This window comes from Hydrogenophaga laconesensis (genome assembly GCF_031457235.1).
Classification (GTDB): domain Bacteria; phylum Pseudomonadota; class Gammaproteobacteria; order Burkholderiales; family Burkholderiaceae_C; genus Hydrogenophaga; species Hydrogenophaga laconesensis.
Window position 1 is genome coordinate 486,886 of record NZ_JAVDWE010000001.1, and the last position, 12,284, is coordinate 499,169.

The 12,284-nt window shown below is 64.8% G+C and carries 13 protein-coding genes; 8 read left to right on the top strand and 5 right to left on the bottom strand.

The genetic code is table 11. The features are described from left to right. The first annotated feature begins 37 nt into the window (after positions 1 to 37). From ribH to tolA, 7 genes are read left to right on the top strand one after another with little or no spacing between them, the layout of a single operon-like run. Positions 38 to 502, top strand: coding sequence for a 6,7-dimethyl-8-ribityllumazine synthase (gene ribH / locus J2X09_RS02340; RefSeq protein WP_204731737.1), 465 nt, complete (start codon positions 38 to 40; stop codon positions 500 to 502). 2 nt (positions 503 to 504) lie between these two features. Continuing rightward, a complete protein-coding gene (gene nusB, locus J2X09_RS02345; protein WP_204731738.1) occupies positions 505 to 1,035 on the top strand; it encodes a transcription antitermination factor NusB in 531 nt (176 codons plus the stop codon). Continuing rightward, the gene (locus J2X09_RS02350; RefSeq protein WP_204731739.1) at positions 1,032 to 2,252 is read left to right on the top strand and encodes a pyridoxal phosphate-dependent aminotransferase; all 1,221 of its coding nucleotides are present in this window, start codon (positions 1,032 to 1,034) and stop codon (positions 2,250 to 2,252) included. The genes nusB and J2X09_RS02350 overlap by 4 nt, the downstream gene beginning before the upstream one ends. Continuing rightward, on the top strand, positions 2,249 to 2,686 hold the full coding sequence (ybgC, locus tag J2X09_RS02355) for a tol-pal system-associated acyl-CoA thioesterase (RefSeq protein ID WP_204731740.1): 438 nt from the start codon (positions 2,249 to 2,251) through the stop codon (positions 2,684 to 2,686). The genes J2X09_RS02350 and ybgC overlap by 4 nt, the downstream gene beginning before the upstream one ends. Before the next feature lie 48 nt (positions 2,687 to 2,734). After that, the gene (tolQ, locus tag J2X09_RS02360) at positions 2,735 to 3,436 is read left to right on the top strand and encodes a protein TolQ (protein WP_204731741.1); all 702 of its coding nucleotides are present in this window, start codon (positions 2,735 to 2,737) and stop codon (positions 3,434 to 3,436) included. A gap of 1 nt (position 3,437) precedes the next feature. Further along, on the top strand, positions 3,438 to 3,881 hold the full coding sequence (locus J2X09_RS02365; RefSeq protein ID WP_204731742.1) for an ExbD/TolR family protein: 444 nt from the start codon (positions 3,438 to 3,440) through the stop codon (positions 3,879 to 3,881). A gap of 17 nt (positions 3,882 to 3,898) precedes the next feature. After that, positions 3,899 to 4,801: a cell envelope integrity protein TolA gene (gene tolA, locus J2X09_RS02370; RefSeq protein WP_204731743.1), complete on the top strand. Its 903-nt coding sequence runs from the start codon at positions 3,899 to 3,901 to the stop codon at positions 4,799 to 4,801. A gap of 89 nt (positions 4,802 to 4,890) precedes the next feature. Here the strand turns inward: tolA and dnaE are convergent, their stop codons facing one another. The 5 genes from dnaE to J2X09_RS02395 form a co-directional block, all read right to left on the bottom strand. Beyond that, positions 4,891 to 8,460: a DNA polymerase III subunit alpha gene (dnaE, locus tag J2X09_RS02375; protein WP_204731744.1), complete on the bottom strand. Its 3,570-nt coding sequence runs from the start codon at positions 8,458 to 8,460 to the stop codon at positions 4,891 to 4,893. Positions 8,461 to 8,494: 34 nt separating this feature from the next. After that, complete coding sequence (locus J2X09_RS02380; RefSeq protein WP_204731745.1) at positions 8,495 to 9,208, bottom strand: DUF599 domain-containing protein; 714 nt, start codon at positions 9,206 to 9,208, stop codon at positions 8,495 to 8,497. A gap of 108 nt (positions 9,209 to 9,316) precedes the next feature. Further along, positions 9,317 to 9,871, bottom strand: coding sequence for a flavodoxin family protein (locus J2X09_RS02385; RefSeq protein WP_204731746.1), 555 nt, complete (start codon positions 9,869 to 9,871; stop codon positions 9,317 to 9,319). Positions 9,872 to 9,941: 70 nt separating this feature from the next. Next, a complete protein-coding gene (locus J2X09_RS02390; protein ID WP_204731747.1) occupies positions 9,942 to 10,349 on the bottom strand; it encodes a DoxX family protein in 408 nt (135 codons plus the stop codon). 41 nt (positions 10,350 to 10,390) lie between these two features. Further along, complete coding sequence (locus J2X09_RS02395) at positions 10,391 to 11,092, bottom strand: pirin family protein (protein WP_204731748.1); 702 nt, start codon at positions 11,090 to 11,092, stop codon at positions 10,391 to 10,393. Positions 11,093 to 11,232: 140 nt separating this feature from the next. Between J2X09_RS02395 and J2X09_RS02400 the strand changes: the two genes are divergently transcribed. Next, a complete protein-coding gene (locus J2X09_RS02400) occupies positions 11,233 to 12,180 on the top strand; it encodes a LysR family transcriptional regulator (protein ID WP_204731749.1) in 948 nt (315 codons plus the stop codon). The last annotated feature ends 104 nt before the right edge of the window (positions 12,181 to 12,284 follow it).

The window sequence follows — 12,284 nt, forward strand, 5'->3', positions numbered from 1 at the left end:
TCTCTCTTTTCTTTCATTCACGGAAACGGACTCTCACATGTTCGGCGCAGACAAAGGCACTCCCAGCGTGCTCGACGGCAGAAAGCTCAGCATTGGCATCGTCCAGGCCCGCTTCAACGAGGCCATCACGGATGCCTTGTTCGACGCCTGTCTGGCTGAATTGCTGGCCCTGGGCGTACAGGACAAGAACATCGCCCACGTCAAGGTGCCCGGTGCACTGGAGGTGCCGGTGGCCCTGCAGGCCATGGCCGAACGCGACGACTTCGATGCACTGATCGCCCTGGGCTGCATCATCCGTGGCGAGACGTACCACTTCGAACTGGTGGCCAACGAGTCCGGCGCAGGCGTGACGCGCCTCTCGCTGGACTACCAGATCCCCATCGCCAACGCCATCCTGACCACCGAAAACCTCGAACAGGCGATCGCCCGCCAGACCGAGAAGGGTCGCGACGCGGCCCGCGTCGCGGTGGAAATGGCGCACCTGCTGCAGGAGATCGGCTGACCATGCCCACGGACACCCCAGCACCAGCGGCCGGCAAGGCCACCACGGCACCCCGCAAGGCGTCGGACAAGTCGGCACGCACCCGCGCCCGTGAGTTTGCCCTGCAAGCGATCTACCAACACCTGGTGGGCCGCAACGCCGCGGTCGACATCGACGCCTTCACCCGCGACCTCGCAGGCTTTCACAAGGCCGACAGCGTGCACTTCGATGCCTTGTTGCACGGCTGCGTGGCCGAGGCTGTCGCTCTGGACGCACTGATCACGCCCCGCCTGGACCGCCCCATGGCAGAGCTCTCCCCCATCGAACACGGGGTGCTCTGGATCGGCGCGTACGAGTTCCAGCATTGCCTGGACGTGCCCTGGCGCGTGGTGCTCAACGAATGCATCGAGCTGGCCAAATCCTTTGGCGGCACCGATGGTCACAAGTACGTCAACGGTGTGCTGCACCAGCTGGCCTCGCAATTGCGCCCGGCTGAAGTGGCCGCATCGCCCGCACCGGCTTCCCGCCCATCGACGCGCAAACCGGCTCCATGAGGATCGCACAGCGCGCACAGCGCGTCGAACCGTTCTATGTGATGGAGCTCGCCAAGGCGGCGGCAACCATGGCCTCCGAGGCCGGCACCAAAGGCCGGCCGATGATCTACCTGAACATCGGCGAACCCGACTTCACTGCCCCACCCCTGGTCACTGCAGCGGCCGAACGCGCCATCCATGCGGGCCGCAGCCAGTACACGCAAGCCACGGGATTGCCAGCGTTGCGCGAAGCCATCAGCGGTTGGTATGCATCGCGCTTCAGCCTGGACATCGACCCCGCCCGCATCGTCGTCACGGCCGGTGCGTCCGCAGCGCTCCAGCTGGCCAGCCTGGCGCTCATCGAGGCGGGCGACGAGGTGCTCATGCCCGATCCGAGTTACCCCTGCAACCGGCAGTTCGTTCAAGCCGCCGAAGGCCGCCCGGTGCTGATTCCTTCCGGCCCGGAACAACGCTTCCAGCTGAGCGCAGCGCAGGTGGAAGATGCATGGGGCCCCGCCACCCGCGGCGTCCTGCTTGCGTCGCCCTCCAATCCCACGGGCACCAGCATCGCGCGTGACGAACTGGAACGCATCGCACGCTTCGTGCGCAGCCGGGGTGGCATCACGATCGTCGATGAGATCTACCTCGGCCTGAGCTTCGAAGAAGCGTACGGCCACAGCGCGCTGGGCCTGCCCGATGGCCTGGGCGACGAGATCATCAGCATCAACAGCTTCTCCAAGTACTTCAACATGACCGGCTGGCGCCTGGGCTGGCTGGTATTGCCGCCCGAACTGGTGCCCGCGGTGGAGCGCCTCGCCCAGAACCTCTTCATCTGCGCCAGCACCATCGCCCAGCACGCGGCACTGGCCTGTTTCGAGCCCGACAGCCTGGCCGAGTACGAGCGCCGCCGCACCGCGTTCAAGGAGCGCCGCGATTTCTTCATCCCGGAGCTCAACCGGCTGGGCATCTCCGTGCCGGTGATGCCCGATGGCGCGTTCTACGCCTGGGCCGACGTCAGCGCACTTTGCGAGCGCTGGCATCTGGCACCTCCGGGCGGACGTGCCGACGAAGGTGGCAGTTGGGCCCTGGCTTTCGAGCTGATGCAGCGCTGCCAGCTGGCGGCCACACCTGGCCGCGACTTCGGTCAGGCTGAGCCGGGCCGCTACCTGCGCTTCTCCACCGCCAATTCAATGGCGCAATTGAAAGAAGCCGTCTCCCGCCTGGAGCAGGCGCTGTGACGGCGTCCCAGACCCCCTTCCACTGGCCGGTGCGCGTGTATTGGGAAGACACCGATGCCGGCGGCATCGTTTTCTACGCCAACTACCTCAAGTTCTTCGAGCGGGCCCGCACCGAATGGCTGCGGCACCTCGGTATCGGCCAGCAGGCCCTGCGAGACGAGGTGGGCGGCATGTTCGTGGTGAGCGAAACCCAGGTGCAATACCACCGGCCGGCCCGTCTGGATGATTTGCTTCTGGTTACAGCCCGCGTGCGGGAAGCGGGCCGGGCCTCCCTGACAATCGAGCAGCGCGCGCTCCTCCAGCCTGCCCGGGCAGACGGGCAGGCCCTTCTGCTCTGTGAAGGCACTATCCGCATCGGCTGGGTCGATGCCCAGAGCCTGCGCCCCCAGCGCATACCGCTCCGGGTGCTGGACGCCTTGCAGACACCGGACTGACCGGCGTTCTCCCGAAACTTTTCTCTCACCTACTGCCTCCGAACAGCCATGACACATGATCTTTCCATCGTTCAACTGATGCTCAACGCCAGCTGGGTGGTCCAGGCTGTCGTGGCGCTGCTGGTGGTCGTGTCCGTCGTGAGCTGGGCTGCCATCTTCCGCAAGGTGTTCGCTCTCAAGCGCGTGCGCGCCCACAACGAGGAATTCGAACGCGAATTCTGGTCGGGCACCAATCTCAACGACCTGTATGCCGGTGCAGCCCAGAACGCCAAACGGGGTGGCCCGATGGAGCGAATCTTCGCCAGTGGCATGCGCGAGTACCAGAAGCTGCGCGAGCGCCGCATCACCGACAGCGGCGCCTTGCTGGATGGCGCGCGCCGCGCGATGCGCGCCAGCTTCCAGCGCGAACTCGACGCGCTGGAGACCAACCTGTCCTTTCTCGGCTCTGTCGGCTCCGTCTCCCCATACGTTGGCCTGTTCGGCACGGTCTGGGGCATCATGCACGCCTTCACGGGGTTGGCCGCGCTCGCCCAGGTGACGCTGGCCACGGTGGCCCCCGGCATTGCCGAAGCGCTGGTGGCCACCGCCATCGGCCTCTTCGCTGCGATTCCTGCGGTCGTGTTCTACAACCGCTTCTCGCACGACATCGACCGGGTGGCCAACGCCATGGAGACCTTCATGGAAGAGTTCTCCAACATCCTGCAGCGCAACCTGGGTGCCCAGGCCCACCAGACACCCTCGGGGCACTGAGATGCCAGCTGTCTCCTCACGCGGCCGGGGCCGCCGCACCATCAACGAGATCAACATGGTGCCCTTCATCGATGTGATGCTGGTGCTGCTGATCATCTTCATGGTCACCGCACCGCTGATCACGCCAAGCCAGATCGCCCTGCCCAGCGTGGGTCAGGCCGGCCGCCAGCCCGATCGCTTCGTGGCGGTCGTGATCGACAAGGATGAACAGGTGTCGCTGCGCGAAGGCTCATCCAGCGCCGAGCCACAGCCCGTGGCCATGGGCCAGCTGGTCGCGCGCGTCCAGCAACTCCAGGCGAGCCGGGGCAGCCAGCCCGAAGGTGGTGTGCCCGTGGTGATCAGTGCCGACAAGAATGTCAAATACGAAGCCGTTGTTCGCGTGATGGATACCTTGCAGCGCGCGGGCATTGCCCGTGTAGGCCTGTCCGTGCAAACCTCACGCTGAACCCGACCACCCGCTCCATGCAATCGACCGCCGACCACCTCGACCTCGCCCCGCCTCGCACCGGGCGCTGGCTTGGGCCCATGGGCCTGGCCCTGGTCGCGCACGGTCTGCTCATCATCGCGCTGACCATGGGCGTGAACTGGAAGAATGACGGGGAACCGGTGACCGTCGAGGCCGAGCTCTGGTCCCGCACACCACAGCAGGCCGCGCCCCGCGCCGTGGAGCCCCCGCCGCCGCCACCCCAACCAACACCGGCGCCCACGCCGCCTCCGCCCGCACCAAAGCCTGCACCTGTCCCCACGCCGGCCCCTCCGCCGCCCGGTCCGACACAGGCCGAGATCGCGACCGCCCAGGCCAAGAAGAAAGCCGAAGCGGAAAAGAAGGAACGCGAGGAAGAGGCCAAGAAGGTCGCCGCGGCCAAGGCAGCCGAAAAGGCTGCTGCCGAGAAAAAGGCCGCTGCAGAGAAAGCGGCTGCCGAGAAGGAGCGCCAGCAGAAACTGGCGGCCGAAAAGCGCGAGCAGCAGCGCCGGGAAGCCGAGGAAGTGAAGCGGCTGGCCCAGATCCGCGAAGACCAGATGAAGCGCATGATGGGCCAGGCCGGCGCCAGTGGCGGCCCGCAAAGCACCGGCACGGCGCAGCAATCCAGCGGCCCGACGCCGGGCTACGCCGGGCGTGTGGCCGCACGCATCAAGCCCAATGTGGTGTTCACCGATGTGGCGCCGGGCAACCCGCGCGCAGAGGTCGAAGTGCGCACTTCACCCGACGGCAGCATCACCTCGCGCCGGCTGGTCAAGAGCAGCGGCAATCCGGAATGGGACGAAGCCGTGCTGCGCGCCATCGACCGCACGGGCACCCTGCCCAAGGACACCAATGGCACGGTGCCATCGCCCCTGGTGATCGGCCTTCGCCCTCTCGACTGATCCGCATGCGCTCCGCTCCCGGGCGCCGACTCGAAGAGCCTGGGAGCTGCCCCCTCTTCAGGAGGCGTCACCAGGCGGCACTGGGCCCATCAGTCAAACACGATTTCTGCACGCTGCTCGTGGGCCTGCGCCATCCAGCTGGCCAATGCCGCATCGGTAGGGAAGAACAGTGCGCGGTCGTCGAGCTGCAGTTCGCACTGCGCGCCTTCGCGCAACAAGGCCAGGCGCACTGGCAAGCCCCGCACCAGCTCACCCTGCTCGGTGAGCTCCCGCTTGGGCGGAAACTCGCGCACCAGATCGGCAATGGACGGCGCCTTGCCATTCACGGCCACCCGCAAGTACTTGCCGAAACGGCAACGCGCAGCAGCCAGGTCCCAGATTTGCTGGATCTTCAACCGCACACCGCCTGAGAAGCGGTCCGGCTGTGCCACGGCCTGCACGATGATGAGTTCGTCGTCCTTGAGCAGGTTGCGGTGGGTGTTGATGAGGTTCTCGTCCGCGCTGGTTTCAAACACCCCGGTCTTGTCGTCGAGCTTGAACAAGGCGAGCTTGCCACGCTGCCCGTTGATGACGCGGAAGTCCGTCACGATGCCGGCCAGGATCACCGGGTCGCGGCTCTCGACCACGTCCCCCAGCGGCGTGCGGGCAAAACGGCGCACCTCGCGCTCCACTTCGTCGAACAGGTGCCCTGAGAAGTAGAAGCCGATCGCGGTCTTCTCCATCGTCAGCCGTTCCTTCACACCCCAGGGCATGGTCGCCACGAAATCGGGCTCCTGCGTGCTGGAACCATGGTCATCGTCACCCATCATGTCGAACAGGCCACCCTGGTTGGCATTGGCCAGGCTGGCCGCGGCGAACTCGAATGCGCGGTCCACCGTGGCGAGCACCTCGGCACGGTTGAGGTGCAATGAGTCGAAGGCACCGGCCTTGATGAGCGCTTCCACCGTGCGCTTGTTCAAGCGTGTGCGGTCCACGCGCACACAGAAATCAAACAGGCTCTTGAACGGTCCCTTTTCGTCGCCCCTTGGCCCCTCGCCGCGGCCCTCGCGGGCGGCCACGATGGCTTCAATGGCCTGCTGGCCCGTGCCCTTGATCGCACCGAGGCCGTAGCGGATGGACTTGTTGCTGATCGGCTCGAAGCGGTGGAATCCCCGGTTGACGTCGGGTGCCTCGAAGGTGATGCCCATCTTCTGGGCGTCCTCGAACAGCACCTTCAGCTTGTCCGTGTCGTCCATTTCCACCGTCATGTTGGCGCAGAAGAACTCGGCGGTGTAGTGCACCTTGAGCCAACCCGTGTGATAGGCGAGCAGCGAGTACGCGGCGGCGTGCGACTTGTTGAAGCCGTAACCTGCGAACTTTTCCATCAGGTCGAAGACTTCATCGGCCTTGTCCTGAGGAATGTTGTGCGTTGCCAGCGCACCGGCGCGGAACTTCTCGCGGTGCTCGGCCATTTCCTCGGCCTTCTTCTTGCCCATCGCACGGCGCAGCAAGTCGGCGCCACCCAGCGAGTAACCGCCCAGTATCTGCGCGGTCTGCATGACCTGTTCCTGGTAGACCATGATGCCGTAGGTCTCGGACAGCATCTCCGCCACCGCCGGGTGCGGATACTCCACCTCCTCGCGGCCGTGCTTGCGGTTCACGAAGCTTGGAATCAGGTCCATGGGACCTGGTCGGTAGAGCGCGTTGAGGGCGATCAGGTCTTCCAGCCGCGAAGGCTTCGCGTCGCGCAGCATGCCCTGCATGCCGCGGCTTTCAAACTGGAACACGGCTTCGGTCTGTCCGCGCGAGAACAGCGCATACACGCGCTGGTCATCCAGTGGGATATCCTCGAAACGGAAGTTTTCCTGCCCCGGGTGCCGCTTGATGATGAGTTCGCGCGCGATCTCCAGGATGGTCAGCGTCGCCAGACCCAGAAAGTCGAACTTCACCAGGCCAATGGCCTCCACATCGTCCTTGTCGTACTGGCTCACGGCCGATTCGCTGCCGGGCTGCGCATACAGCGGGCAGAAATCGGTGAGCTTGCCGGGCGCAATGAGCACGCCACCGGCGTGCATGCCGATGTTGCGCGTCATGCCTTCGAGCTTCTGCGCCAGCTCGATCAGGGTCTTGACATCGTCTTCCTTCTGGATGCGCTCGGCCAGCACCGGCTCCATCTCGATGGCGTAGTTGTTCTTGTCGCCCTCCTTCTTGGGTACCGGTGGGTACTGCAGGGTGACCGACATGCCGGGCTTGTTCGGGATCAGCTTGGAAATGCCATCGCAGAAACCATAGGAGAAATCGAGCACGCGGCCCACGTCGCGGATGGCCGCGCGCGCGGCCAGCGTGCCGAAGGTGGCGATCTGGCTCACCGCGTCCTTGCCGTATTTGTCCTTGACGTAGTCGATCACACGGTCGCGGTTGGTCTGGCAGAAGTCGATGTCGAAGTCGGGCATGGACACCCGCTCCGGGTTCAGGAAGCGTTCGAACAGCAGGTTGTATTGCAGCGGGTCGAGATCGGTGATCTTCAGCGCGTAGGCCACCAGCGAACCGGCCCCGGAGCCCCGGCCCGGCCCCACCGGGCAGCCATTGTTCTTGGCCCAGTTGATGAAGTCGCCCACGATCAGGAAGTACCCTGGGAACCCCATCTTCAGGATGGTGTTGATCTCGAACTCCAGGCGCTCCACGTAACGCGGACGTTCGGCGTCGCGCCTGGCCTGATCCGGATACAGGTGCGCCAGACGCTCCTCCAGCCCTTCGAAGGAGGACTGGCGGAAGAAGTCGGCCATGGGCATCGGCACGCCATCGATCAGCGGCGTGGGGAAATCGGGCAACTGTGGCTTGCCCAGCACCAGCGTGAGGTTGCAGCGCCTGGCGATTTCCACCGAATTGGCCAGCGCCGACGGCACATCGGCAAACAGGGCCTGCATCTGTGCCGTGCTCTTGAAGTACTGTTCGCGCGTGAACCTGCGCACACGCCGGTTGTTGCCGAGGATCTCGCCTTCGGCAATGCACACACGAGCTTCATGCGCTTCGTAGTCGTCCGCCTCCAGGAACTGCACCGGGTGGGTGGCCACCACCGGCAGATGCAGGCGCGCCGCGAGCTGCACCGCCTGCGTCACGTGGCGCTCGTCGTCGGCACGTCCGGCGCGTTGCAGCTCGATATAGAAGCGGTGCGTGAAGATGCTCGAGAGCTGCAGCGCGACGTCGGCGGCGCGCTGGGCATCGCCCTGCACCAGCGCCTGCCCCACGGGGCCGGCCTGCGCACCCGAAAGCATGATCAATCCCGCGTTGCATTCCTGCAGCCAGTCGCGCTGCACCAGTGCCTGGCCCCGGCCGTCGTTGCGCGTCCACGCGCGGGCCAGCAACTCGCTCAGATTGAGGTAACCCTGCTTGTCCTGCACGAGCAGCAGGACACGGGGTGCGGCAGGCTGGTGAGCGCCCGGCATCGCGTTGGGGGTCTCTTCGGTGAAGCCCTGCAGCATCACTTCGGCGCCGAGGATGGGCTTGATGCCCGCCGCGCGCGCTTCCTTGTAGAACTTCACCCCCCCAAACAGGTTGCTCAGGTCGGTGATGGCCAGAGCGGGCTGGCCATCGGCGGCGGCGGCGGCCACCACGTCATCGATGCGGTTGGTGCCGTCGACGACGGAGAATTCGGTGTGCAGGCGCAGATGGGTGAACATCCGGCCATTTTAGAAGGCGTGACGCGCGCTCACCCTATTGAGGCGGCGGCATTTCGTCTTTCAGAATGCTCAACACTTCGGAGCGGAACTCGCGGCTGTAGAGGATGACCACCACGAACAGCGTGGCCACCACCATGGCCAGCGGCGACACGAACCAGCCCAGTGCAGCAAACGAAAAGTAATAAGCGCGCAGCCCGTCATTGAAGGTATCGGCCGCGGCACCCACCATGGCCGCAGCACGTTCGGCAAAGGCGCGGCGGTCGTGCTTGCCGGCATCAAAGTCCTCGGCCGGCGGCATGGCACCAATGACCAACGCGACAAAGGTGTATTGCCGCATGCACCAAGAGAACCGGAAGAACGCGTACACGAAGATCGCAATCAGCACGAGGATCTTGAACTCGAACACGATCAGCGTGGTGGCCTGAGCGAACGGAATCTCGCTCATCAGCTCGGTGGCCTTGTCGGTCGTGCCGAGCAACGCGAACAGGCCACCAATGACCAGGATGGATGTGGACGAGAAAAAGGCGGGGGTGTTCGACAGCGTCTGGGTGATCAGGCCGTCGAGCATGCGGGGATCGCGGGAGGTGGTCTGCATCATCCAGTAGCCGCGGTAGCGGTTGGTGGTGTGGATGAGCGAGCCCATCTTGCGTCCCCACACCCGGGCAAACCAGGCGTAACCGGCCCACAAGGCCAGAAAGCAGACCAGCGCCAGCCAGTCTGCCCAGGGAATGATGCTGAGAAACTTCATGCGCCGATGTTAAGGCCCCACGCTCCGCCGTTGCGCGGGTCGCCGCCCCCGAGGGGGCAGAGCCGGCCTTGGGGCGGTCCGGCGGCCGACTCGCCTTCGCGCCGCCGATCAGCCCTTGAATTTCGTGGTGACCGTGGCCACGCGCTCACCGAAGAGACGCGCCGTTTCCAGGTCACCCGGCAGCATGTCGTTGGCACCCGCGTCCGACGGCGACTGCGCGATGGCGCCGCTGTAGCTCACAAGGTAGTTCACGTCGTTGCGCTGGGCGCCCTTGGTGTTGCTGGGCATCAGACCCTGGCTGACCCAGATCATGCCGTGCTGCATGGACAGGGTGAACAGCGTGTTCAGTGTGGCGAGCTTGTCGCCGTTCATGCCCGCGCTGTTCGTGAAACCGGCGGCGATCTTGTCCTTCCACTTCTGGGAGAACCAGGCCTTGCTGGAAGCATCGGCAAATTTCTTGAACTGCCAGCTCACGCTGCCCATGTAAGTGGGGGAGCCGAAGATGATCGCGTCGGCGGCGTCCAGCGTTTCCCACCCTCCCTCCGGCAGGTTGCCATCGGCGTCGATGGCGATGAGTTCGCCCCCTGCGCCCTGGGCCACCGATTGCGCCATGCGCTGGGTGTGACCGTAACCCGAGTGATAGACCACGACGATTCTGGACATGTCTTGCATCCTGCAAAAAATGCGGCGCCAGGGCGCCGCAATGGAGAAAAGAAAAAGAAGCGAAAGAAACTCAGGCCTTGCTGCGGGCATCCAGGCTGAAGGCACCGGCACCAAAGGCAGCGAAGGCCAGCAGACCGCCGGTGATGGCGATGTTCTTGAAGAACATGAGCTGCTGCATCATCTGCTGCTCGGCCGGCACGGCCCAGTAAGCGTGGAAGAAGAAGCTGGCAACCAGCGTGAACACGGCCAGGGCGATCGCGGCGATACGTGTGCGGTAACCGATCAGCAAGGCCAGGCCGCCGAACAGTTCAATCACCAGGGCGATGGCGACGCCCACCTGGGGCATGGGCAGGCCCATGGCGGTCGCGTAGCCGACCGTGCCGGCAAAGCCGGCAATCTTGCCAAAGCCGGCCGGCACAAAAAGGATGGCCAGCAGGATGCGGCCGATCAGGGCCAGGGGGTTTTGCAGAGCGTTCATGTGGATTCCTTGAAGAGAAGGGATGGAGAGTTGCGAAAAGGTCAGGGAGCGAGATCGAACACGAGCACCTCGGCATCTTCGCCGTTCGAGAGCTGGACGCGGCTTTCGCCCGCCAGCACGGCGGCATCACCGCCCTTGAGGTGTTGGCCGTTCACATCGAGCGAGCCACGCACCAGGTGCACATACGCCTTGCGCGCGGGGTTCAGCGCGAGCTCGGCAGTTTCTTCGCCATCCAGCAGGCCGGCGTACAGCGCAGCATCGGCGTTGATGGTCACGGAACCTTCGGCCCCGTCGGGCGAAGCCACCAGCCGCAGTTGGCCACGCTTTTCAGCATCAGCAAAGCTCTTTTGCTCATAGCGGGGTTCGATGCCCGTCACGCTGGGCTCGATCCAGATCTGGAGGAAATGCGTGGTGCTGTTGGGCGCGTGGTTGAACTCGCTGTGGCGCACACCGCTGCCGGCGCTCATGCGCTGCACATCGCCGGGCGGAATGCCCTTGACGTTGCCCATGCTGTCCTTGTGTGCCAGGTTGCCCTGCAGCACGTAGCTGATGATTTCCATGTCGCGGTGGCCATGGGTGCCAAAACCGGTACCCGGAGCGATGCGGTCTTCGTTGATCACACGCAGGTTGCCCCAGCCCATCCAGGCGGGATCGAAATACTCGGCGAAAGAAAACGAATGGTAGCTCTTGAGCCAGCCGTGATCGGCGTAGCCACGAGCATCGGAGCGTCGAATCTGAAGCATGGTGATTTCCTTTCCATCTTCCGTGGGGCCGGCCGTGGTCCCGGCTGGCATGGGTTGAATTCTGGACCTTTGATCTTGCTACGTGACTGCACGGGTTTGATGGCATCATTCAAACCAATTGAACAATCAGAACGACTCACATGGCTACCTCCACACCGCGGGCCGCCCTTTCCCCTGAAAACCTGGGCTTGCTCGACGCCGTCGCGCGGCTGGGCAGCATGGCCGCCGCTGCGCGCGAACTGGGCATGGTCCCCAGTGCCCTGACCTACCGGATCCGGCAGATCGAGGATGCGCTCGATGTGCTGCTGTTCGACCGCAGCGCGCGCCGTGCCGTGATCACACCCGCCGGCGCGGAGCTGCTGCGCTCGGGGCAGTACCTGCTGAACGAGCTTGACGCTGTGGCCCAGCGTGTGAAGCGGGTGGCCACCGGCTGGGAACCCCAGCTCACCATCGCGGCCGACGCCATCATCGCGCGCGCCACCCTGTTCGAACTTTGTGAATCCTTCTACGCCGAGGGGGCGCCCACCCGCTTGAAACTGCGCGCCGAAACCCTCTCCGGCACGGTAGAGGCGCTGCAAAGCGGTCAGGCGGACATTGCCCTGGGCGTGCCCAGCGAGATGGCGCTCAGCGAGTTCCAGTCCGCCCCCATGGGCACGCTGTCCTTCGTCTATGCGGTCGCGCCGCACCACCCCCTGGCCTCCGCCACCCACAGCCTGTGTGACGAGGAACTGCGCGAACACCGGGCCGTGGCGGTGGCCGACAGCACGCAACGTGGCCGTGGCGTCACACACAACCTGCTGCCCGGGCAGGACGTGCTCACGGTACCGACCATGCAGCACAAGCTGGAGGCACAGTTGCGTGGTCTGGGTGCTGGCTATCTGCCGCTGTCGCTCGCGCAACCCTTCATCAACGCGGGCCGCCTGGTGGTGAAAGCCGTACAACGCCCCAACCGCAACTTGCGCATTTCCTACGCCTGGCGCCAGCCCCGCAGCACGGCCGATGCAGGAAGGGCGCTGCGCTGGTGGCTGGACCGCCTGCAACATCCAAAGACGCGCAGCGCGCTGCTCAACAACCACCATCAGGTCTGACCGTCACCAAAAGCATCTCCTGCGCTGAAGCAACTGATACAGTCGCCACACTCCCATCTCCAAGGCGCACCGAGACATGACGAACACCCAACGAACTCGCGCAG